This window comes from Streptomyces sp. NPDC093801, from assembly GCF_040701585.1.
GTDB lineage: Bacteria > Actinomycetota > Actinomycetes > Streptomycetales > Streptomycetaceae > Streptomyces.
Window position 1 is genome coordinate 45,247 of sequence record NZ_JBFBDP010000004.1, and the last position, 22,477, is coordinate 67,723.

The 22,477-nt window shown below is 69.2% G+C and carries 24 protein-coding genes; 17 read left to right on the top strand and 7 right to left on the bottom strand.

Annotated features, from left to right (window positions below; all coding sequences use genetic code 11):
* Positions 1-6 precede the first annotated feature (6 nt).
* Complete coding sequence (locus AB0469_RS05360; RefSeq protein WP_366449989.1) at positions 7-1,530, top strand: aldehyde dehydrogenase family protein; 1,524 nt, start codon at positions 7-9, stop codon at positions 1,528-1,530.
* Between the two features lie 160 nt (positions 1,531-1,690).
* On the opposite strand, the gene AB0469_RS05365 is transcribed toward AB0469_RS05360, so the two are convergent.
* The 6 genes from AB0469_RS05365 to AB0469_RS05390 form a co-directional block, all read right to left on the bottom strand.
* Positions 1,691-3,085 carry an integrase gene (locus AB0469_RS05365; protein WP_366449991.1) on the bottom strand — a complete coding sequence of 465 codons (1,395 nt, stop codon included), beginning with the start codon at positions 3,083-3,085 and terminating at the stop codon, positions 1,691-1,693.
* A complete protein-coding gene (locus AB0469_RS05370; protein WP_366449993.1) occupies positions 3,076-3,273 on the bottom strand; it encodes a helix-turn-helix domain-containing protein in 198 nt (65 codons plus the stop codon). Before AB0469_RS05370 ends, AB0469_RS05365 begins: the two co-directional genes overlap by 10 nt.
* 836 nt (positions 3,274-4,109) lie before the next feature.
* Entirely contained in the window at positions 4,110-4,817 is a 708-nt protein-coding gene (locus AB0469_RS05375) for a haloacid dehalogenase-like hydrolase (RefSeq protein WP_366449994.1), read from the bottom strand.
* Positions 4,814-6,313, bottom strand: coding sequence for a helix-turn-helix transcriptional regulator (locus AB0469_RS05380; protein WP_366449995.1), 1,500 nt, complete (start codon positions 6,311-6,313; stop codon positions 4,814-4,816). The genes AB0469_RS05375 and AB0469_RS05380 overlap by 4 nt, the downstream gene beginning before the upstream one ends.
* Before the next feature lie 252 nt (positions 6,314-6,565).
* Positions 6,566-7,729, bottom strand: a complete 1,164-nt coding sequence (locus AB0469_RS05385; RefSeq protein ID WP_366449996.1) for a helix-turn-helix domain-containing protein — start codon at positions 7,727-7,729, stop codon at positions 6,566-6,568.
* A gap of 3 nt (positions 7,730-7,732) precedes the next feature.
* On the bottom strand, positions 7,733-8,188 hold the full coding sequence (locus tag AB0469_RS05390) for an NUDIX hydrolase (RefSeq protein WP_366449997.1): 456 nt from the start codon (positions 8,186-8,188) through the stop codon (positions 7,733-7,735).
* 168 nt (positions 8,189-8,356) lie between these two features.
* Between AB0469_RS05390 and AB0469_RS05395 the strand changes: the two genes are divergently transcribed.
* The 12 genes from AB0469_RS05395 (at position 8,357) to AB0469_RS05450 (ending at position 17,811) form a co-directional block, all read left to right on the top strand.
* Positions 8,357-9,139, top strand: coding sequence for a TauD/TfdA family dioxygenase (locus tag AB0469_RS05395; protein WP_366449998.1), 783 nt, complete (start codon positions 8,357-8,359; stop codon positions 9,137-9,139).
* Positions 9,136-9,648, top strand: a complete 513-nt coding sequence (locus AB0469_RS05400) for a hypothetical protein (RefSeq protein ID WP_366449999.1) — start codon at positions 9,136-9,138, stop codon at positions 9,646-9,648. Before AB0469_RS05395 ends, AB0469_RS05400 begins: the two co-directional genes overlap by 4 nt.
* Before the next feature lie 127 nt (positions 9,649-9,775).
* On the top strand, positions 9,776-9,976 hold the full coding sequence (locus AB0469_RS05405) for a DUF5999 family protein (RefSeq protein ID WP_366450000.1): 201 nt from the start codon (positions 9,776-9,778) through the stop codon (positions 9,974-9,976).
* On the top strand, positions 9,973-10,755 hold the full coding sequence (locus AB0469_RS05410; protein WP_366450001.1) for a hypothetical protein: 783 nt from the start codon (positions 9,973-9,975) through the stop codon (positions 10,753-10,755). The genes AB0469_RS05405 and AB0469_RS05410 overlap by 4 nt, the downstream gene beginning before the upstream one ends.
* Positions 10,756-10,928: 173 nt before the next feature.
* Positions 10,929-11,546 carry a DUF6624 domain-containing protein gene (locus AB0469_RS05415; RefSeq protein ID WP_366450002.1) on the top strand — a complete coding sequence of 206 codons (618 nt, stop codon included), beginning with the start codon at positions 10,929-10,931 and terminating at the stop codon, positions 11,544-11,546.
* Positions 11,547-11,707: 161 nt separating this feature from the next.
* Positions 11,708-12,607, top strand: coding sequence for a hypothetical protein (locus AB0469_RS05420; RefSeq protein WP_366450003.1), 900 nt, complete (start codon positions 11,708-11,710; stop codon positions 12,605-12,607).
* A 124-nt stretch (positions 12,608-12,731) separates the two neighbouring features.
* Positions 12,732-13,244, top strand: a complete 513-nt coding sequence (locus AB0469_RS05425) for a hypothetical protein (RefSeq protein WP_366450004.1) — start codon at positions 12,732-12,734, stop codon at positions 13,242-13,244.
* A gap of 17 nt (positions 13,245-13,261) precedes the next feature.
* On the top strand, positions 13,262-14,056 hold the full coding sequence (locus tag AB0469_RS05430; protein WP_366450005.1) for a hypothetical protein: 795 nt from the start codon (positions 13,262-13,264) through the stop codon (positions 14,054-14,056).
* A gap of 152 nt (positions 14,057-14,208) precedes the next feature.
* Positions 14,209-14,607, top strand: coding sequence for a GntR family transcriptional regulator (locus AB0469_RS05435; RefSeq protein ID WP_366450007.1), 399 nt, complete (start codon positions 14,209-14,211; stop codon positions 14,605-14,607).
* Positions 14,604-15,107: a hypothetical protein gene (locus AB0469_RS05440; protein WP_366450008.1), complete on the top strand. Its 504-nt coding sequence runs from the start codon at positions 14,604-14,606 to the stop codon at positions 15,105-15,107. The genes AB0469_RS05435 and AB0469_RS05440 overlap by 4 nt, the downstream gene beginning before the upstream one ends.
* On the top strand, positions 15,104-16,879 hold the full coding sequence (locus AB0469_RS05445; protein ID WP_366450009.1) for a Scr1 family TA system antitoxin-like transcriptional regulator: 1,776 nt from the start codon (positions 15,104-15,106) through the stop codon (positions 16,877-16,879). Before AB0469_RS05440 ends, AB0469_RS05445 begins: the two co-directional genes overlap by 4 nt.
* A gap of 185 nt (positions 16,880-17,064) precedes the next feature.
* Positions 17,065-17,811: a hypothetical protein gene (locus AB0469_RS05450; protein WP_366450010.1), complete on the top strand. Its 747-nt coding sequence runs from the start codon at positions 17,065-17,067 to the stop codon at positions 17,809-17,811.
* 149 nt (positions 17,812-17,960) lie between these two features.
* Here AB0469_RS05450 and AB0469_RS05455 read toward each other — a convergent pair whose 3' ends face one another.
* Entirely contained in the window at positions 17,961-19,430 is a 1,470-nt protein-coding gene (locus AB0469_RS05455; protein WP_366450011.1) for a peptide deformylase, read from the bottom strand.
* A gap of 247 nt (positions 19,431-19,677) precedes the next feature.
* Between AB0469_RS05455 and queC the strand changes: the two genes are divergently transcribed.
* From queC to AB0469_RS05475, 4 genes are all read left to right on the top strand, one after another.
* Entirely contained in the window at positions 19,678-20,388 is a 711-nt protein-coding gene (queC, locus tag AB0469_RS05460) for a 7-cyano-7-deazaguanine synthase QueC (RefSeq protein ID WP_366450012.1), read from the top strand.
* The gene (locus AB0469_RS05465; RefSeq protein WP_366450013.1) at positions 20,385-20,780 is read left to right on the top strand and encodes a 6-carboxytetrahydropterin synthase; all 396 of its coding nucleotides are present in this window, start codon (positions 20,385-20,387) and stop codon (positions 20,778-20,780) included. The genes queC and AB0469_RS05465 overlap by 4 nt, the downstream gene beginning before the upstream one ends.
* Positions 20,777-21,532 carry a 7-carboxy-7-deazaguanine synthase QueE gene (locus tag AB0469_RS05470; RefSeq protein ID WP_366450014.1) on the top strand — a complete coding sequence of 252 codons (756 nt, stop codon included), beginning with the start codon at positions 20,777-20,779 and terminating at the stop codon, positions 21,530-21,532. Before AB0469_RS05465 ends, AB0469_RS05470 begins: the two co-directional genes overlap by 4 nt.
* A 268-nt stretch (positions 21,533-21,800) precedes the next feature.
* Entirely contained in the window at positions 21,801-22,472 is a 672-nt protein-coding gene (locus tag AB0469_RS05475) for a reverse transcriptase domain-containing protein (RefSeq protein WP_366450016.1), read from the top strand.
* The last annotated feature ends 5 nt before the right edge of the window (positions 22,473-22,477 follow it).

Below are 22,477 nucleotides of genomic sequence, written 5' to 3' on the forward strand. Positions count from 1 at the left end.
ACCACCATGGCCCGATACGCTGCGCCCGGAACCGAGGGCGCCCTGATGGCGTACGCGTCCCGCTACGACCACTACATCGGCGGCGCGTACGTCGCGCCCGCCCGCGGCCGGTACTTCGAGAACCCCTCCCCCGTCACCGGACAGCCCTTCACGGAGGTCGCCCGGGGCACGGCGGAGGACGTCGAGCGGGCCCTGGACGCGGCGCACGCGGCGGCCCCGGCCTGGGGCCGTACGTCGGTCACGGAACGCGCGGGCATCCTGCTGCGCATCGCGGACCGGATGGAGCAGAACCTGGAGGCCCTGGCGGTCGCGGAGACCTGGGAGAACGGCAAGCCCGTCCGGGAGACCCTCGCCGCCGACCTCCCGCTCGCCGTCGACCAGTTCCGCTACTTCGCGGGGGCGCTGCGCGCGCAGGAGGGGTCGCTCAGCCAGCTGGACGACGACACGGTCGCCTACCACTTCCACGAGCCGCTGGGCGTGGTCGGGCAGATCATCCCGTGGAACTTCCCGATCCTGATGGCGGTGTGGAAGCTGGCCCCGGCCCTGGCCGCCGGCAACGCGGTGGTCCTCAAGCCGGCCGAGCAGACCCCGGCCTCCGTCCACTACTGGCTCGGCCTGGTGGCGGACCTCCTTCCCCCCGGGGTGGTGAACATCGTCAACGGCTTCGGCGAGGAGGCCGGCAAGCCGCTGGCGTCGAGCCCGCGCGTGGCGAAGGTGGCCTTCACCGGGGAGACGGCGACGGGCCGGCTGATCCTGCAGTACGCGGCGGAGCACCTGAAGCCGGTCACGCTGGAACTCGGCGGGAAGAGCCCGAACCTCTTCTTCGACGACATCTGGACGAAGGACGACGACCTGCGCGACAAGGCCCTGGAGGGCTTCACGATGTTCGCGCTGAACCAGGGCGAGGTGTGCACCAGCCCCTCGCGCGCGCTGATCGAGCGCGGCCGCTACGGCGACTTCCTGGACGCGGCGGTCGCCCGCACGGAACTGATCGTGCCGGGCCACCCGCTGGACACGGACACGATGATCGGCGCGCAGGCCTCCGAGGAGCAGCTGAAGAAGGTCCTCTCGTACGTGGAGATCGGCCAGCGGGAGGGCGCGAAGATCCTCACGGGCGGCGGCCGCATCGACCACGGCGGGGAACTGGCGGGCGGCTTCTACGTCCAGCCGACCGTCTTCGAGGGAGACAACCGGATGCGGATCTTCCAGGAGGAGATCTTCGGCCCGGTGGTGTCGGTGACCTCGTTCGAGGACTTCGACGACGCGGTCCGCATCGCCAACGACACGGCGTACGGCCTCGGCGCGGGCGTCTGGACCCGCGACGTCAACACGGCGTACCGCGCGGGCCGCGCGATCCAGGCGGGCCGCGTCTGGACGAACTGCTACCACGCCTACCCGGCACATGCGGCGTTCGGCGGCTACAAGCAGTCGGGCATCGGCCGCGAGACCCACAAGATGATGCTGGAGCACTACCAGCAGACCAAGAATCTCCTCGTCTCGTACTCGCCGAAGAAGCTCGGCTTCTTCTAGGAGCACGAAAAATGGCGCCTGACCTGGGCTTTCGCCCGTCAGGCGCCGTGGAGGTGATCCACTCGACGCGGACATCGAATTTTACTGTTCCTCCCAGTTCCTCCCGCCCGTGTCCCACCCCAGACCGGCTGTTCCGGACCAGTCACGGACCAAACCGTGCTCACCGGGTGGGTGGAGCACCCTGGCTGACGCGGTCCCACTCTTCCATGGACTGCTCGATGAGACGGTTGGCCTGCTCCTGCACGCCGTCCAGGAACTTGGCGTAGTACTTGAACAGGACATGGATGCTGTGACCGGCCCGCCGCGCACATTCAGCAGGGTCGACTCCCGAGTGGAGCCAGAACGAGATCCCAGCATGCCGAAGGTCGTAGGGCCGCTTCGCCAGGCCCGCCGCGAGCTCCGTGCGGGTCAGGACGTACTCCCGCGCCCTCGACCACGTGGTGCCGTACGCCGCCGCCTCCACGTAGTTGCCTGCCTGGTTCTGGAACAGGCGCCCGTCCGGGGCGGTCCCGAAGCGCTCGACGTGGGCACGCAGGACGCGAACGAACTGTGGCGGGATGGGTACAGGTCGGGTCGCCGTCGCGGCACGGCGCTTGAGCGAGTGGACTTCGTAGACCTCGCCATCATCAGTCCAGTCCTTACCCGCGGTGACAACGCCGCCCGTCAGGTTGAGCATGCCCCAACCGGTCTCGGGCAGGTGGCACTGTTCGAGACGAAGATGGATCACCTCGGCCGGTCGCATCGCCGCGAAGTACATGCAGCCGAAAAAGACCTCGAGATGGGGGCCACGGCCCCGTTGCTGGCTCACCGCAGACAGCAGGCGAGCAACCTGGAGCGGGTTTGGGACGGAGGCCGGGTCGACCTCGTCCTCGACCGACGGAGGGTTCCACCTGATCCCCGCAAGGGGATTGTCAACGAAGTATCCATTCTCCACCGCCATGTTGAGTACTTCGCTGAACGCCGACCTCTTCCTGCGCGTGGTCTTGGCAGCCGCAGGCTTGCCGTCCAGCTTGAGGCACAGCGCATCCAACGCTCGACGCATGACCGCGGCGTCATTAAGGGAACCAAGGGGCAGGGAATTCCTCTTGACCCAATCGAGCGCCTTCTTCCATTCCTCGGGCGGCTCCTGCTCCCAGGCCTTCTTGTTGAACGCGTAGGAGTACAGCGCCCTCCGCAGCACTCGTGGCTCCGGATAGGCCGATCCTGGACGAACCAGGGCTGGAGTGACGGTGGCAAACGCGTCTGCGAGGGTTCGACGCGTGTTGCCAGGTGTTCGCGCCCACCTCTGGTCAAGGTACTCATGTACGAGGTCGTACCATGTCGTCTTCTGCCGCAGGGCCCGCAGCTCCGACGCCGGCAGTCCCGACTCGTCGTCAAAGGCTTCGCCTTCTCGGGCTGCCGTCATCAACTTGGAACGTCGACTCTCGGCAAGGCCGAAAGTCATGAACGACTCGGACTTTTCGAGCCCGCTGACCGTCCATCGCACCATGAATGGCTTGCGCCGATCCGGACGCTCGCGTATGTCCCAGAAGCGAACGTTGTAACTCAGCCCCAAGTGTCCGAATCCCTTTCACAAGCCTCCCACCAGGCGTCCAGGTCCGATCGACGGCACCTGAGTTCACCATTTGGAAGTTTGACCATACGGGGCGCATTCCCGCGAGCACGCATCCGATAAAACGCTGACGGACTCATGCGGATTTCCGCCAAGACCTCCGCAAGCTTCAAGGCAGGCGGTCGAGCCACTTCCTTCTCCTCACACAAACTCACGACATGGCCACACAAGTGGGACTAGTGGACAACCCGCACGAACAACCACATGGCCGTGCAATGTCCGCTTTCCCCGCCCGTGCAGCGAGTGGACTGTTGTGTTCGCATCGCCCCACCGCCAAGCACAGCGACACGCGAACGAAGGAAATGGTCCGGACAATCCCCGGTTTCGGAAACCGGGGATCGCCCGCTATATTGCGCGCTGCGAGTATCGGTGTCGGCCGGAGATGGAGTACCTCGGCACCACAGCATCCCGGTCCGCGCAGGACACCAGGGCCTGCTTGGCAAGTCGGCCAGTCCGAACCCTGCCTTGCGGTTGTAAAGACCCATAGCCTGGAAGGCACTACGCCCCGTTGCCTTGGGGGCACGCCTATGTAGGCAACGACCCTCTGATCACGCCGGAAGCCGCGCTGGTGCTGTCTTCCACAACGAGGCCGGCATCGCACACAGAGACAGAGGGCGGTAGCCAGGGCACACTTGCCACCGTCCGTCTGGGCTGCGGTGGCGAAGAGAGCGGGCAGTGAAACGGAGCAGGCTGAGCAGGTTCACAGACAGACATCCTCCTCGGGCAGTCTCGGGTTCGACGTAGGCCTCAGATCACCCCGCCACCCGTCTGACTAGGGACGTTGTACGTTGACATGCCCCAACGGAAGGTTCCAGTCCTTTGGGCATCGTTGTCGTCTGCCGTGGGCGAATCGAGCCTCAGTCGTCTTCGTGATGCCCAGATGCGGGCACGGGTCGGCGCCCGGCCTCGCGTCGCGCCACCGGCGCCAGATCGAGCGTTCAGCTGGCTCTCCGTGACGCCGGCTCGGTCACTGCGTGGTGTGGTGGGTGAGAAGCTGCAGCAGCTGATCGGTATCGGTCAGGTCGGGAAGCACACGGTCGGCGCCTGCGGCCATGAGGCGTTCAGCGGACGTGGTGCCCGATGCGACGCCGATAACCTGTGCGCCCCCCTGCTGCCCGGTGATCACGTCCTGTAGCGAGTCACCGATGATGATGGTGTTGGTCCGATTGAAAACGTATCCGTATGCCGACGCCGCTCGCTCCTGGGCAATTCGGACCAGGGACGGCCTGTGAGCATCGTCAGACGCGTACGCACCGACATCCATGTCGAGATACTGGGCCAGGTTCAGCGCCAACAGCTTCACCCGCGCGCTCCTGCGAAGGTTGCCTGTCACCACCGATGGGAGCAGCAAGTCATTGTCGTGTACTGCTGCGAGAGCCTCGCGGGCGCCTGGCAGGACGGCGCCCTCACGCGCGATGAGGTCTCGATGGGCATTCAGTCGCTGGGGTAGCTGCTCGATGATGCTGTCCGCCAGTGTGTCAATGCGGTCTGCCGAAACGTGGTTGGACAACAGCAACTCGCGTACTGCCAGTGGCATGGTGACGCCCGTGCCCTTGGCTGGCAGGGCTTCCGGTGGTCGTCCGACGACAGCGGTGAACGCCTCTCGGTAGACCTGACGATCGATGTTGCCGGTGTAGACGAGGGTGCGGTCGATGTCCCAAAGTACAAGTTTCACGCGGCTCGATCCTTCATGACGGCCAGTCCACGCTCGTGGAGCTCGGCTGCTGCAGGTGCCGAGCCGAAGCGTCGCAGCTCGGCGAGCATGGAGCCGAGGTTCTCGTCCAGGCGAGCGGACTGGACCCCGGTGACGAGGCTGAGGACTTCGTGGCCGATGGCGCATCCGGCGTCGGCATCGCCAGCGCGCATTTGCGCGGTTGCCGCGCGGGAGAGGAACTGGGCTCGGGTACGGATGTCATCAGCTCCCAGTTCTCCGCGGGCGGCGGCGAACGCCTGCGCCGCCTCAGCGGGGTGCCCGAGATCGAGGTAGCAGCTGCCAGCCTGGCCTCGGATTTCGCCTCGGTTGATCCAGTACAGCCAGTGAGGGTCATCCTCACCAGCCCCCGCAGCGCACAGGGCTTCGGCTTCCTCAAGAGCGGCCCGGGCCTGGCGGTCCTCGCGAAGGCGAGCGTGGCCGCGAGCCTGCCGGGTGAGCAGCATGGCGTGAAGAGATGGGCTGTCCTGACCGGCGATGCCTTGACGGGCGACGCGGGCGGCGGTGACCGCGTCGCGGGGGTCACCGACGCTGTAGCTGTGGATGGCCAGGAAGGAAAGGGCGCCGGCGCGCAGCCTCGGGTCGCCGGAGGCGTGTGCCGCGCGCAGCGCGCCGCGGAGGAGGTCTTGGGCGGCGGCGTGGGCGCCGCTGTCAAAGAGGTACCAGCCGGCCTGGATGGCTGTGTCCGCGGTGACGGCGGCGAGGCGCCGACCGGTTGCCTCGTCGAAGGTGCCGTCTTTCAGCATCCGGAGCAGGACCGTGAGGTGCGTACGCGCGGTCGCGGCGAGTTTGCCACTGCCCTGGCTGGCATCGGCCATGCGGAGGGCATCAGTGGTGGCCTGCAAGGAGTTGAGGAGCGGGGTTGATACTCGGATTCCGTCGTGCGAGGTGGCTGCGATGGCTTCGGTCGGTGCGATGGCCGACTGGAGCAGGAACTGCCCGAGCCCGGCGCCGCTCAGAGCCGCGATCGCACTCCGGCGGGTGAACGTGTTCATGGCGCCTCCGACAGCCGTCTCCAGTGACGCCACCATACGAGCCGTGGTCCACGGGAGGGACGGGTCGGAGGTCTCTGAGCGACGCTGTGTATCGGCTCGCGCCAGGGGGGCGAGGAGGAGCGGTCGGAGGTCGGCGGGCAGCCCGAGACCGGTCAGCAGGTCGATGATCGAATCGCGTCCGCCGAGTTGTCGGTTGCCGTTCTCAAGGTCCGAGATGAAGCTCTGCGTCAGGCCGGTCAGGGTTTGGATCGTCTTCTGAGAAAGGCCGGCGCGGCGACGGACCACCTTGAGGAGCATGCCGAAATCCCAGGTGGAAAGGGCACGTTGGACTTCCTCGTCGCGCCATGCCCGGTCGGGCACCTGAGATGTGGCACTGGCCCGCGAGCAAGAGGCGCAGCGGTTGTCGGGGTTGTACTGGCTCAGTGCGTGACCGCACTGACGGCAGACGCGTTGCGGCGAGTTCACGTTGCCTTCCCGGTGTCCGGTTCCGTGGGGGATGGGCCTCCTGCACAGGCTATGTGCTGATCGATATCGCAGCAGCGATATCGCGACAGCGAGGGCTTCTGATCTTGGGGGCCCACAGACTCTTCTCACCGCTGAGGCACCCACAACCACTCGGGTGCTTAGCCAGCCGTCGGGAGGAGGAGTCCAGTGCGAGGCAGCAGATCGGGCTCCAGGCGCTCCGGGAAGATCGTGCTGTGTAGATCTCTGGTGGGCTCAGGCGGCCATCTCCGTACGAAGTTCCTCCAGTGCCCGAGTGGCCGCACGGGTTACCTGGGGCAGTGCCTCACCCCCGGCTCGCAAGACCCGTTGGAGCTGGTGTGGCAGGCGCTGCGCTCGCGCTTGCTGTACGGCCGTCTCGAGCAGCTCGGTGGCCCCGTGCCGGTCACCGGCGAGGAGACGGACCCGGCCGGTGGTGATGAGTTCGATAACGCGCCACTGGGGTGCGACGCTGGTCGTGGGAGAGGGCGCGGGTCCCTCAGCAAGTCTTATGGCCTCTCGAGCCCGTCCTGTGCTGATCAGGCCTCGAAGGTGGATCTCGTGGAGTGCGACGGGGTTGACGAGGCTGGTGTGCTCGACGCTGTCCAGGAGCCGTCCGGCCTCGCGCACCGTGCGGTCGAAGAGGGTGCGATGGCCCAGTGCGCCTGCGGCGCGGGCGAGGAGCGGGAGGACCGCGGCCCGCTCGGTCTGGCTCGGCGCCACGGCGGCGGCGTGGGTGAGGCGGCTTACGGCCGCCCCGGCCAGGCCGGCCTTGCGCAGTTCGTTTCCGTGCATGCGCAAGGCGGTCGTGGACAGAGCGGGATCGTCGAACAGCCGGGCTACCTCAAGGCTCTTCGCGGTCCAGTGGGCGGCCGTGGCGAGGCGCTCCTCCGGGAGGACATTGCCGAGCGCTGTGCCAAGGCCGAAACGCGCTTCGGCCAGAAGGCGAAGTACGTCGCGCTCGGTGTGCCCGTCGCGGGTACGGGCCTCAAGGCGGGCTACGAGCGGCCAGAGTTCGGCGACGGCTTCAGCCGCGTGACCGCTCTGGCGTGCGATCTCGGCGAGCCGAACGGTGGACTGCCCGAACTGGAGCATCGCGCGGTGGTCGGTGTCGGCCAGGTCGGTGACTCCCAGGACGTGCGCGGGCAGGGACAGCTGCTCGGCGACGTGTCGAAGGCTTCCTACGTCGGTGAGATGCCGCTTGCCCAGTTCGAGGGCCGAGACGTAGGTCTTGTCGTAGCCGAGACGCTCACCGGTGGCTGTCTGGCTCTCGCCATGGACTTGGCGGTAGTAGCGCAGGATGGCGGCGAGGTCGCGGGTGGCCAGGACGGTCTGGCCCTCAGGGGTGGCCCAGTGCCAGGACAGCAGGCGCCCGGAGCGCCCGGGCGATCCGTTGGCCATGGCTTACCCGACTGGTTGTGCGAGCTGGTCGTACCAGGCGTTGATGGCGCGCTTGTAGCCGTCGGGCATGGTCAGTTCGGGCACCTCGTCGCGGTGGAAGAGGCCGAGTTCCTTGTGTTCGTGGCTGAGGACGGGCTTCTGGTCGGGCGTGTGGACGATGCATCCGTAGGTGAGGATCAGCACGCGGCGACCGGGGATCGGTTGGTAGATCCAGGTTCCGGTCTCCAGCTGCGGCCCTGTCGTGACGCGCCAGCCGGTCTCCTCCGCGAGCTCTCGCTCCAGGGTCTGGGCGGGGCTGCTGTCGGGAGCGGAGGATCCACCGCCGGCCGGACCGATTTCCAGGCGGCCTCCGGGCAGCTCCCACTCGTCGCGTTCGTTGCGCAGGAGCAGGACCCGATGTTCGCGATCGAGGGCGACGCCCTTGATGGACACGGGCCACAGCGACGGTTTGTAGTGCATCACGCATCCCCACAGCAGTCTGAGCGGCTGGCCGTTCGGACGGTAGCAGCCCCGAGGCTTTCCGTTGCCGGTCTGACCGGATTGTCCGGGTCGACAGATTGTCGCTTTACCGTCGGCCGCCGCCGTATCCAGCCTGAGGTCACTGCCCATCACGTGAGGAGCAAGTCGATGACGACCATGTCGCTCACCCGCTTCGGACGGCCCCGCCCGGAGCCGTCCGGTCTGCCCAACGCGCAGGCGGTGGCGGAGGAAGTGGCCGCGGCAGGTATGGCGCTGGTCTCGGGTCTGACGACCCGGACCCGGGTCCTGGATTTCGCCGCCCGGCTCATGGTGTTGGAGCCCCACCGCGACAGTGACTCGGACGGACTGACCACCCTGCGCAACATCGGCGTCCGGGCGCAGCGGCCTGGGCTCGGCGGATTTGGAACCGGTGAGCTGCTGCCGCACACCGAACGTTCGGGCATCTCGGCCCCGCCTCGGCTGATGCTGCTGGTCTGTCTCCAGCCGGCACCTTCTGGTGGTGCGGTCCGGCTCAGCGACGGCCGGGCCGTGCACGCTCACCTGGCCGCGACCGCGCTGGAGGCCCTGGAGGCGATGTCCCGGCCGAGAACGGCGTTCTACGGCGACGGGGGCGGGCATCCGTCGTCGATCTTCACGCCGCATCCGGACGGCCGCGTCACGCTGCGTCTGCGCCAGGACGAGCTGGCGCAGTTCAGCCCGCTCGTCAAGCCGTTCCTGCCGCAGCTGAGGCAGGTCATCGGCGCCGTCCAGCAGCGCTTCGATTTGAGGGCCGGGGAGGGCTACGTGATCGACAACGAGCGGTTCCTCCACGCCCGCACGGCCTTCGACGGGAACCGGGTCTGCCTCCGGGCGCTCGGCAGCCCCCTCAGGCCCATGCTGCGTGGCTTCGCCACCGCACTGCCGACTGGCCAGCCAGGAGTGGCGCGATGATGCAGACGCCCTCCACGACCTGGCCGCCCACCAACCGCGACTGGCGAGCCATGATCGACGCATACGGCCGGCTCCTTGGCTGGACCCTAATCGTGCGAGACCGGCTCACCTCGCCCGAGCGCGCGCTCGCCATGTTGGATGAAGGCCCGGCATCGCCTCTGCGCACGACCTGCTCCGCTTTCGACGCGGTGATCGTCGCCGCCGAGCTCGGGCGTGACGCGCTCGTGCAGGTCGACCGGATCGTGGACTTGGCGACGGTCCCGTCCATCGTCCAGGAGGACGGATCGGTCGTCTTCCTGGTCCGTCCGGGAACGGCTGGGGTCCTCTCCTCCTTCACTGGGGTACGTGTGGCCTCCGGGTCCGGGGACCGCATCACGTTGCCCCCGGCCTGCGGGTCCCGCTGGGACACGTGGCCCTGGTCCATCGCAGCGGCGGAGCCGGTGCCCCTCCTGCAGGGCTCCGTACTGTCGGGGGCCCTGAAACGGGCCATGCCCATCAGCGCGACGTGACCGGGGGCGAGCGGATTTCGCGGCGCCGAGGCACGACTGTCCCCGGCAGTAATCGCAGCCGCGCTCCCGGTCGCGAGGCCAGTCAGCCGCAACTACAAGATCTCTGCCGTATGGAAGGACGTCTGTCATGTGCCAGCACAGGATTCCATGTCCGAGCGCCGAGGCCCCCGATGGGGCGAGCGCAGCCCCCGTTGATCCTCACGAGGATCAGGGCTGGGTTCGGCTCTGCAACGGCGTGGTGCTCTTCGACGACACCGGGCTGCTCCTGCCCAGCGGCCAGGTCGTCGCTCCCCACCGGCCGTTGCCCACCCTGGTGAACGCGGCATGACCGCCGGTCGCCACCGCCGGTCTCGAAGCGCACGCCGGGGACCGGCGGACGTCCTCGACACACGCAGCCACCCCGCGCAGAGCAGGGATGTCAGCCTGAAGGTCTCCGCGCCCCACGAGCGCACGGACTTCGCCGACCGGGACCTGCTCGACTCCGTCCTGGCCGGGTTACGGCGCCTGGACATCGAGGGTGAAGGTGCCCGCCGGGTGCAGCGCCTGGAGATGCTGACCGAGCACCTCGCGGAGGTCCTCGGATGGCTCATCGCGCTGCCGGCGTCTCAGGAGACGGACCGTGTGATCGCGCTGACGGAGGGGTGGCTGGAGTCCCGGCCTCGTGATGTGGCGCAGCCCTCCGACGGCTACCTGTCCACGCTGGCGAACGTCATGCACACCGCGATGCGCCACCTCAATCGCAGCGCGGTTGCGGTGGCGTACGCGGTGGTGCCGGCCAGCGTCTCGCCCGTGCCGGTGTTCACGGCCCTGGAGAACGCCGTCTCCCGCTCCAGTGCCTATGTCGCCGGCTACCACTGCGACGTTCCCGGGCTGCATGCAGATGAGCGCAGCGGGTTCCGTGAGGTTGAGGCGCTCATCGAGGCCCGTCGGATCCACATGCTGGTGTCCCCGTCCATGACGCACCTGGTGCCGGAGCGGCCCTTCGAAGCCGTGGGGCACCGGTCGCGGGAGGGGATCGAACTGTGGCTGAGCGCTCTGGGTGTGCGGCTCATCCTCACGGACGGCAGCGAGGTAGCCGACCGCAGACCCGCGTACCGCGCCGTCTGACCCCCGCGCCGCCGCGGCGCCAACCGGGTGCGGTGGCACTGGCCGGCCTGGGCGGGATCGATCGCCTGACCAAGGTCGTCCGCAGCCGCTCCCGCTCGCACTACTCGACGCGTAGATACCCCCAGGGGCCCAGACAGGCCCACCACCAGTTCCTGTTGATCGACGGAGTGACCATGTCCCACCACCTGCCGGCCCCGGGCGTGCCCGGTTCTGAGGCAGCAGCCGGAGGCCGCGTGCCCTCAGCACGCGAGCGGACGCGTATCAGTGGCCGCCTGCGGCGTATGGCACGGGCCGAACGGACGGCAGGCGAGCATGCACTCGCCCTCCCCACGGCCGGGAACCGGCGGGCGGATCTCGCCAAGGTGCGGGAACGACACCAGGCGGCCCTCCGGGCGATCATCACCGCGTACGGCTGGCCCACGGTGACCGTATACGGGCACGAGGCGGCCACGGCCGCGGTCGTCATCGCCCGCTCCTGCCCGGACCTGTCCCTCCTTCGCGTGTACCGGAACCTGCTTCTCGAGGCGGTCTTCGGACAGGACTGCCAGCTCGTGCACTTCGCCGTCGTCGATGACGTCTATTCGGTCCGCACCGGACTGCGGCAGGTATACGGCACGCAGATCCACCCGGTCACAGGGCGACCGTTTCCCGTGCGAGACCAGGCGGCCGTCAACGGCCTGAGGGTGGCGTGCGGCCTGGAGCCCCTGCCGGGGATGCCGACGGATAGCGGCCTGTACCTTCCGGCGTCGGCCCAGCCCCTGGCAACGCTTCGCTCGGAGGGCCCGTGCTGACCAGCAGGCATCAGTCCGCTTCGGGAGCCCCATTCCGTGTCCGGCCCGCGAGCAGCCAGGACGTGCATGTGCTGCGGGGGTTGATCATGAAGCACCGGCGTGCCTGCCCAGACCTGTCGGGATGCCGGGTCGCTGAAGCCCTGACGGTCAGGACAGACGCCATGGACGCCGACGAGCCGGACGGGTTGTCAGGGATCTGGGTCCTCAGCGACGCCTCGTCCAACTGGATTGTGGCCGCCGCGCACGCGGAGGTTCGGCTCGGGGCCGACGCGATCGGCCGCCTCCTGGTCGAAGGTCTCCTGGGAGACCCGAAGCGGGAGGACGAGTGCCCGCGCGAGCTGCTGACGGCCTGGCTCACCCATTGGTCGTCCTGTAGGCCGGCCGGGATCCGTGAGATTCACGTCCGCATCGACTGTCCCCTGGCACAGGCGCGAGCCCGTGGAGAGACTGTGCACCGGAGCGAAACGAGCGCGGCTGACCACCAGGTTCAGCAGGTGGACGTTCGCTTACCGCGCGCGCTGCCGAAGCTGGCCGCGATGGTGACCGCGGACGCGGTCCCGCCGGCGAGCGGCGTGTTCGAGGTACTGCCGGCCCGGGCCGAGGACCACACGGCGCTGGCTGGGTTTTTGCGGCACGTGGAGGCTGCGGGTCGGCCGGAGGACTACACACGGCCAAGGTCCCAGGCCTCGGGCCGGCTGCTGCTGGCTGAAGGCCGTCTGACCGCTGCGTTCACCATGCGCTTGAAGCCCGCGCCATCGGGCACCAGCTGGCCCGGGGTGGCCAAGGAGAAGCCAGCACTGCGCCTGGAGCGGCTGCGGATAGGGGGAGAAGGCCGGCGCGAGATCCTCGACTGGCTTACCGGGTGGGCCGGTTCCTACGCGGCAACCTGGCGCCTGACCGTGCTGGAGATGCCGGTCACCGACCGGGCGGTGGTCCGCGAGCTGGAAGAGCTGCGCTGGTGGCTCAGCCAGGTCCGAACCACCAGCGGCGGGCTGGCGTGGGTGATGCAACACCGCCACCAGCCCGTCGGCCAGCACACGCCCGGCGGAGCTTCGCAGTGAGAGGGCTGCAGGGCTTCCCCGACGTCGCCCGCAGCCTGGCTCCGGTCCTGAGACCCCTGTTCTTCTCTTCGCGCACCGACGTCCCTGACCTGCCCATGCAGCGGCTGCAGTTCCTGGAGGAATCATGGCGTACGCCTCTTACGAGCGATACCGGCCGCAGGCCCGACGAAGCCCGGGCGCGTCCCACGGCGGCGGGCTGTCGCCGACCCTGGTGACCAGCTGGACGCACGCGCCCACGGAGGCCTGGGAGCCCTGCCTGGCCGCGACCTACCAAGGGGTGTGCGGCACCGACTTCCACGCGATCCGAGTACCCGCCGGCCCGGCGGCCGCCGCCCACGCGCGCCTCGGCGCCGAGGGGCCCGTGCTCGCCAGCGCCTACAGCGGAGTCTGGTACTGGCTCCTGCGCACGACGGCCATCGATCCGGCGTCGTGGTCAGTGGCCGGCACGCGGGTCATGCCCGCCGGCCGCTTCATCTCCATACCTCCCACGGCCACGCGCACCGGACCGGACGTCCACTGGATCGTTCCGCCCGGAGAAGGCTCCACCAGCCCCGTGGCGCTCGCCCGAGCCCTCGCCGGGCAGGCGGCCACGGCCGCCACCACCCGCGCCAGACGATCCCGCTCCCGCGCCGCGTAGATGATCGGAGGCTCGCCATGACCACCCCGACATCGATACTCGCGCCGCGATCCCCCCACCCGGGCAGCGCCAAGGTGGACGCTCTGACCGCCCGGACGGCCGGACTCGGCACACCGCGGTGGCCGTTCATCTCGCGGCGCAGCACCGAGCGCCCTCAGCACGCGCGGCTGCTGCTGCGGCCGGACGGCATCCTCGGCTACGCCGACGAGCGGGAGGAGGACCGGGACACCGAGGGAGGGCTGTGGGCGAGGATCACCAGCGACCCCACGGGCGGCGGAACGGTGAAGAACGCCCTCCCGCACTACTACCGTCAACGCCACCTCATGCGCGAGCTCCTGTGCCAGGTGTGCGCGGGGGCCCCGGCGCGTCACCGCGACGGCGGCTTCCTCTTCGTCCTGCCCGACGGTCCCAAGATGCCGTCCGGCCTGGACATGGAGGGTGTGAGGGAGGCGACACCGCCGGTGTGTCTGCGGTGCGCGGACGCTTCTGCCGCAGGCTGTCCTCGCATGAGGCGATGCGTCGCCCTGTGGGTGCGCCGCCCGGTGCTGTACGGCGTGCACGGGTTGACGTACCGGCTCGTTCCGAGCGGCCTCCAGGTGGCGGGCCCGGGGATGGCGGCGTACGAAACCCCGGCTCTCGGCGGGATGGTGGCGACCCAGATGGTCCGCCGCCTCAACCACGTGTCCGTCGACCGTGAGCTCACTGCCCATCTGCGTGCCCTCGGCAGGGCACCGGCAATCCCGCCCCTGCCCGAACGGCAGAACCACCTGAGCGGCACGCCACACCAGTCCGCCACACCACCCCGTCCTTGACTCACGAGAAGGCCACATCCATGACCCAGCCCGGGCCCCGATCCTTACCGCGCCCGCAGGCCGCGGCCACCTTGGCGGTCCGCCGTCATCTGGCCGCCCACTGCCCCCCGGACCAGCTCATGCTCGGCCAGCCGGCGACAGAGAAGGAGAGCGTGAACCACCTCGCGAGCCTCCTCTCCCTCAGCCACAAGCACGTCCAGACCGCGCTTCAGCAGCTCCACGACCGAGGCGCCGTCGCCCTGATCCCGCCCCGGGGCGTGCTCGTCCTCGGACCGCAGCAGCCGCACCCGGCCGACACGGGCATCGCCGACCTGATCCGGCGCCGTATCGCATCCGGCGGGTACCGGCCTGGGCAGCCCCTGGCACTCCAGCTCCTCGCGCTGCACTTTCGGGTGTCCGCCGACCAGGTGCGGCGCGCGTGCCGGCCGCTCATCCGCGCTGGTCTCCTGCACAGCCGACCGAACGGGCCGTACGGGCCCGGCATCTACGTCCGCCCCGTCCCGACCGGCCTGAGCGCCGCTACGCCGCAGACCGTGAGGGGAACCCGTTGACCACTGCACTGACCAGTGGCGCGGCATGGCTCGCGAAGGTCGCCGCCCTCCCCCGCCGCACCCTCGGCCGTAGCCCCTGGCCGCCGGACGGTAAGCCCGCCCCCATCCCCATCGGCCGGGTCTTCCACGTCGTGCGGGTGCCGGCCGGCAGCGCGGCCAGAGCCATCCGCTATCTGGAAGCGCGGTCCATCCCGACCGGGCCGGTCCTCGCCCAGCCGCACGCCTGGTCGGTCCTGGTGCCGACCTGGCTGGTCGACGGACGGGCTATCCCCGGCGGCGTCCTGCTGACTGGCCGCGATCAAACGAAGGTTCTGAGGTGTCCCCAGCCGGGCCGCCCGGCCTCGAAGGACCGGTACTGGAAGAACGCGCCCGACGGCAGCGGACAGCTGATGGACCCTCCTGCCCTCGCGGAGGCGATCGCGATGACCATCGCCACATCCGCTGGCGACGACGGAAGCAACCCCGCGCACCGCGACCCGCACGAAGGGCTCCCATCGTGACTGACCTCCCTACCGACAACGCCTCCCAGCTAGACGCCACCGCACCGAACCCGCTGCTTCGGCCCTCGCCTGCCCGCGTCTACGACTGCCTGACCGGCGGACGCAACTCCTACCACCACGACCAGCAGCTCGCCGACCGTCTGCTAAGGCGGGCCCCCTGGCTGAAGGGAGCGGCGGAGATCAATGCCGGCCACCTGGTAACAGCCTGTTCGGTTCTCGGAGGGGAACTCGGGATCGGGCAATTCATCGACCTCGGCTGCGGATACCCCCCGGAGCGACGGATCAGGAACGTCGACGCGCCGACCGCGTACAGCATCGTCCGCTCCGTCCGCGAGGACGTCCGGGTTGTCTATACCGACTCCGACCCCTTCGTGTTCGGACATGCGAAGGCCTGGCTAGCCGAGCCTGAGGGGACACGGGCCCTGCAGGCCGATGCCCGTGACCTTCCGGGCCTTCTGGACGGGCTTGTCGACCTCTTGGACCTCGGCCAGCCGATCGCGGTGATCCTCCACGAGGTCTTGCCGTGGATCGGCGACGACGAAGCGGCCGCCGTCATGCGTTCCCTGTACGACCTCCTTCCCGCCGGGAGCGCCGTATCGGTTACTCACGCCAGCCCTGACGAGGCACCGAAGGCCACGACCCTCGTGGTCGACCAATACAGGAGGGCCGGTATCGTCTTCCGGCCTCGGACGCTGGACCACGTTCGCGAGCTCCTGGGGCCGTGGAGCCTCCTGGAACCTGGTGTCCGGCCGACGGGTCGGTGGGTCGCTGACCGGCCGCAAAGTCCCCGTAGCCAGATGGCGACCGCCCCCACGGAGCGGGCAGGTGGCTCGCACGCCTACGCCGCGATCACCGCGCCCAAAACGGCAGCGCCTCCCCCCGTCACCGTCGAAGTCCTTCTACGGCGGGAGCCGGACCGCTCCCCTGGTCTGTTGCTAGCCGGGACATACATGCGCGCTCTGCGTGAGAGCCGCGGTATCTCACGTGAGGCTCTGGCCCGCGACCTGGTCACCACTCCTCTCGCCGTCGAGTGCTGGGAAGCCGGCAGCACCCGCATGGCCGCCTCCATCAGATTCCACCGACTCTTCGACCAGTTAGGCCTGCGCAGCCGGCCACAGCAGGCGGTGGTGGAACGTCTCCTGCAGGATCCCGGCCCGTTCTCGATCCGGGGGATCTTCGCCGACACCCTTGCGGGAAACGTCGACCGGGCCTGGTCCGCACAGCGCGCGGCCACCAGCGTCAGGGCCTTCGCTCTCAATCGGATCCCCGACCCTTTCCAGACCCTCGCGTACGCGGCCCTGGCCCCGATCACCGACCTCGCTGATCCCGTCGGAGCGCCCGACGGCCTGATGCCGCCCGTCATGGCGCCCCGAGCCGAAGACAGCAGCACCTGCACCTGGGATCTCGTACTCGACGAAGCCGCCCTGGACCGCGGCCGAGGAAACCCTCAGGTCATCGCCGACCAGCTCAGCTACCTGCTCCACCTCGACACGCTTCCCCACATCACCGTCCGTGTGCTCGCCCTGGACAGTCCCTTCGCCATGCCCCTCAGCGACCTCACCGAGTACACGCTGACCGCAGACAGCACCCTGTGGCGAGAGAACGGCTTCACCTACACCGGGCTCGGCCCAGGAGAACGACGCCGACTGATGCTGGACCGTGCGATCGAGAACTCCGTGTCCCAAGAGGAGAGCCGCGCCATCCTGAACGGAGCCCGTGCGCGGCTGCACTCCGGGGTGAAGCCCTGGTGGGCCCATGGCCGAACCCCATGATGGGCCCCGTCTGGGGTCCCTGGGATCGCCCCCCGCGGCAGATATCTCCGAACGCGAACGTCGGCTACCAGCGGACCGCCACCTTGCGCACGCACTGCCACAGCGCCGCTTCGCGCGGCCGCGGGCGCTGCAGCCCCGCCCTTCTCGACACGCCCAACAGCTCCGCGATCCATCGAGGTACCTCCATGCCGAACCACGGACAGTCATCAGCTTCAAGCGGCCCCGGGAGGGGCAGGGCCATAATCCCCGCCGCTGACGTACCGTTCGCCCCGCCCTACATCAGGTACGTCGCTGACCGCTTTACGGATGCCACCGGCATCGCACCGACGCTCGAGAAGCCTCACAGCGGCCGACTCCAGCTGCGGCACAAGGTCGGCAGCTGGGAACTCGTACTGTCCTGGTCGCGGAAGCCAAGCGGCAAGTGGAAGACGCAATGGCAGCCGACACTGACCCTCAACGGTCAGCCGCACCCACTCTTCGCAGGCCTCACGGCCTACACCACTGCCGTTTGCGAACTGCCCTCCTGTCCGCCGACCGTCGAGGTCGTCCAGGCGGACGCAGGCATCCCCGGCACCGTACGCGCACAGCGCGACCGGGAGATCGCCGCCGACAGCGCGAACGAGTGGGACATCTGCGCCGGCCGCGTGGGGAACCGGTGGGTCGTGGCCTGTACTGGCGAGGAACTCGTCACGCACTGGTACTTCGTCGAGCGGGACGGGCAGTGGGCTCGGGATCGCCTCGACCCGCTGGTGGCGTGGGACGACGACGGCGAATGCACTAAGGAACTCGTCCCCCTGCTCCGTGGATACATCGCGAAGTCCGGTGCCTCCAGCGCCCTGTTGTCGCTGTGGCGGGCCGCCCGCTCTCAAACCCCCGCCGTGACGCAGTCCCCCGCGGCCGGATCCAGCGTGCACCCCCGGCTGCGCATCTGAAGTACCGCTGTCGAGGAGTGCACGAAGGTTCCCAGCCCGGCTTCGGATGTGGGCCAGGTTCAACTCAGCTCTTCGAAGTCCAAGGTCACCGCCCATGCTCCCTCACGTTTGGAGATGCCGTGCCCACGCCTGCCCGCAACCGCCGCAGCCTACGAGTAGGTCCAGTTTTTTCCGGTACCGCGGTATTCGTCGACCGTGATGGGGTCCGTCCCTGGATCCATCCGGTCTCGGTACAGCAGTCCCTGCAGGTGGTCGACCTCGTGGAGCACGAGGCGTGCCAGGCCGTGTTCGAAGCGGGTCAGGCGGGGTGTGCCGTCGATGTCGGTGTGGGCGATGACGACGCTCAGCGGGCGTGGTACGAGGCCGCGGACGTCGAAGAAGCTGAGGCATCCCTCGTACTGCCGGTCCATCTCCGTGGAGGCTTCGGCGACGGAGGGGTTGAGCAGGACGATGGGCTGGGCATCTGCCGCCGGCGGGATGACCACGGCGGCGGCGCGTGCGATGTTGACCTGCGGGGCGGCCAGGCCCATGCCCTTGCCGAAGGTGTGGAGAACCCGTACCCGTTCGACGCCTTCCAGCAGGGCCCGTACGGCGGCGTTCGCCTGGTCTGCCTCGGCGGGGAGGTCGAAGGGCCGGGCGGGGGTAGTCAGGACGGGGTCGCCTTCCTGGACGATGCCGGCCTGGGTCATGAGGGTGCTGGGGGTGGGCACGGGCGCGCTCTCTTCTGGCTGTTCGGGTGTGTCGGACTTCAGGTGCCACTCCAGACGGAACCGCGCGTGCAGTGGCGGGTCCAGGGTGGTCCAGGTGAAGACGGCCGTACCTTCGTCCTCGATCCTTTCCGCCGGGGTCCGCAGGGGCGCGAAGGTCGCGGTCAGGGAGGATTCGGTGCCCCATACCGTGGGCTGGAGTGTGGCGGGGAAGGCGAGGCTGACACTCAGCTGGCGGGTGGGCAGGCGTACGGCGCGCTGAAACCATCGGCCCCACAAGGCTTCGCTGACGCTATAGGTGTAGGTGATCTCGGTTTCCTGCCCGGGGTACAGGGGGAACCGGGTCCGGGCGTTGGCGAACTCGAGCCAGACCTCTTTGAACGCGTCGCGGTCGTGCTTGACGGTCCAGGTCATCGGTTCGTCGCCGCAGTGGGCGGTGAGCTGCAGCTCGTCGAAGGTCAAGGGGCGACTTCGGTAGAGGGCGTTGGACCGTTCGGGTTCGCCGGGATAACGGTCGACGGCGATGCGGGCCAGGTAGCGGGTGACGGGTTCGGTCCCGGTGTTGTGCAGCCGGCGCCGCATGCGCAGGTGGTAGGTGGTTCCGTCGAAGGCCAGGGCGGCGTCGTCCTCCAGGACGAGGAGGGCGGCGGCCGGGCTTTCGGGCTTCTCGGCTCGGGGGCTTGTTCCGCCGGGGTCGTCCTGCCAGGCCCGCCAGACTGCTCCGCCGGCGTCGAGGACGGTGTCGAGGCGGCGGGCGAGCTGGGAGGACCCACGCTCACGGCCTCCCTCAAGGTGGCTCACGTACGAGGGATCCACCGACAGCCGTCGGGCCAGAGCGGCCTTCGACAGTCCGCGAACGGTCCGGAATCGCTTGACCTCCACCGCGAACGACGCCCCCCGCGTACCGTCCATCAGCCTTCCCCTCAGCCGGAGTTGATGCCTGCCGTGAGTGAGTCTCGCTCACCGGTGTCTCATCCTGCCCGCTGCGGGCCTACTGAAGCCAGGCGGCGGCCGCGGACGCGAGCGTCGGCTCCGCGTCCGCCGCCCTCCACCCGCACGGCCGCACACGCTCTTCCGAATTCTCACACCGGGCCCCATGAGCCCGGACTCACTCCACTTCCCGGCCTGCGAGCCGGGGAACGCGAAAGGCATTCAGGAGATGACCGGAACCGCGCCGCGCCACGCGGTGCTCATCGCATCAGGCGGCATGGACAGCACCGTGACCGCGTACGAACTCGCCCAGCAGGGCAGCGCGCTCACCCTGCTCTCGTTCGACTACGGGCAGCGCCACGTCAAGGAGGTCGAGTTCGCCGCCCTGATCGCCGAGCGGCTCAGCGCCACGCACGAGATCGTCGACCTCGCCAACTTCGGGCGCCTGCTCCACGGGTCGGCCCTGACCGACACCTCCGTGCCCGTGCCGGACGGCCACTACACGGCGCAGTCGATGAGGGCCACCGTCGTCCCGAACCGCAACGCCGTGATGCTGAACATCGCGGCCTCGGTCGCCGTCGCCCGCGAGGCCGACGCCGTCGCCTTCGGAGCTCACGCCGGGGACCACGAGATCTACCCCGACTGCCGGCCGGCCTTCTTCGAGAAGGTCGCCGCGTGCATCCGTGCGGGCAACGAGGGCTTCATCGACCCCGGCTTCCAGGTCCTGGCGCCGTTCCTGCACCTGACGAAGGCCGACATCGCCCGCCGCGGCGACGAGCTGGCCGTGCCGTTCGGCCTGACCTGGTCCTGCTACAAGGGCGGCGACGTCCACTGCGGCACCTGCGGGACCTGCGTGGAGCGCCGCGAGGCCTTCTCCCTGGCCGGCCTCGCGGACCCGACCGTCTACGCCGAGGTGCTGGGCGCGGAGGTGGCCCGGTGAGCGCGCTGACGGGAACGACCGTGATCGGCAAGAGCTGGTCCTTCCATGCCGCGCACCGTCTGCTGAGCCTGCCCGAGGGGCACAAGTGCCGGCGCGAGCACGGTCACACCTACACGGTGGAGATCGAGTGGACGGCCGAGGTACTGACCGGTCCGGGGTTCGTGACCGACTTCGGGAACTTCGGCCCGTTCAAGCGGCACCTGGACGAGAACTTCGACCACCGCAACCTCAACAAGGTGATGGACGCCGAACCGACCTCGGAGAACCTGGCGCGTCTGCTCGCCGAGTGGATCGTGGAGCACCTGGAGCCGGGCCTCGAGGGGCGGCTGGTGAGCGTGCGGGTGTCAGAGTCCCCGACGTCCTGGGCCCGGTTCACGGTGGTGCGGCCGTGAGCGCCTCCGTGCTGCACCTGCTCGGGCAGGACGCGGTGGACGAGCGCGGGTTACTCGTCGCCGAGACGTTCGGGCCGACGTTCCAGGGCGAGGGGCCGTCCACCGGGCGACAGGCCCTGTTCATACGGCTCAGCCGCTGCAACCTGTCCTGCGGGCGGGGCCCGGACGCGCGCTGGGCCTGCGACACACCGGAGACGTGGGACTTCAAGACCTACGACCCCCGAAAGGTCGCCCGCCGCGAGAGCGTGGACGACCTGGTGGCCTGGGTGCTGTCGTACCCGACCCGGCTGGTCGTGGTCACCGGAGGGGAGCCGTTGCTCCAGGCCCCGGGGCTGGCCAGTCTGGTCCGCGCCCTGCACGCGGCCGGCCGGGATGTGGAGATCGAGACGAACGGCACGCTCATCCCGGACGGCGCGCTGGTGGAGGCGGTGGCGGGGTTCAACGTGTCCCCGAAGCTGTCCTCGGCCGGTGGCCGGGCATCCGCCCGGATCCTGCCGGCGGCGCTGAAGGCGCTGGAGGCCAGCGGTCGGGCCCGGTTCAAGTTCGTGATCAGCGGACCGGACGACTTCGACGAGGCGGCCGCACTGGTGGAGGGGCTGCGCTTGTCCGAGGTGTGGGTGATGCCCGAGGGGAACGCCAGCGAGACGGTGCTGGAGGGGATGCGGAAGATCGCCCAGGAGGCCTTGGAGCGGGGCTGGCACCTGTCGCCGCGGCTGCACGTACTGCTGTGGGAGGACGAGCGTGGCCGGTGACCGGGAAAACACGAAACCTGAGTGGGGCCGTCGTTCCAGCTCTTCCCGGCCGCGCGTGTGTGGAAGCGGCCACCAGGGGGAGAACGGGATCGTTCCTGCCACTCAGGCTGGGACCACTGTAGCGCTCAACTCCCGTGCGTTGTCCAGCCATTCGCTGATGCCGTTCCTGATCGAGCCGGTCCATCTGAGGCGGGCGGCGCGTGCCTGTATGCGTCGGGCTTCGGCTCCGGGCTCCGACGGACAGACCTGGGCCGGCTTCCGGGTCGGGATGAGTGATCGGCTGGAGGAGCTCGCCGCGCAGCTGCGTGAGGGGACCTGGCAGCCTCGGCCGCCCCGGTCCTCGCATGTGATCGCGTATACGGGCAAGCGGATCGAGACGGTGATCCCGACGGTGGCGGAGCGGATCGTCCACCGGGCGATGCGCCGGGCGATCGAGCCGGTCCTGGAGGCGGCGGTGTTCGCCCCGTGGGTATCGGGGTTCCGGCCGGGCCGCAACCGGCTGACCTCGCTGCGGCAGGCCGCCGGGCACCTGGACGCGGGCCGGACCTGGGTGGTGGACGTCGATGTCCGCCAGGCCTCTGCCGGAGCGGAGACCGAGCAGGTGATCGACTGGCTCGCCGCGGACATCCACGACGGCACGTTCCTGGACCGTGTCCGGACCGCCCTGTCGGTGCTGCCGCATCCGATCGCACCGGGCTGCGGCCTGAGCCCGATGCTGATCAACCTGCGTCTGTCGCGCGCGGACGCCGCACTGGGCCAGTGGCCGACGGTGCGGTTCGCCGACAACTACTGCCTGTTCACCCGCACCGGTGAGGAGGCGGAGGAGGCCCGCCAGGCCCTGACCGCCGCGCTGGCCGGAGTCGGGCTCGCCCCCCACGAGGGCAAGTCCCGCATCCGTTCGTCGGCGAACGCCGAAGACCTCTTCCTCATCGCGGGATGACGCCC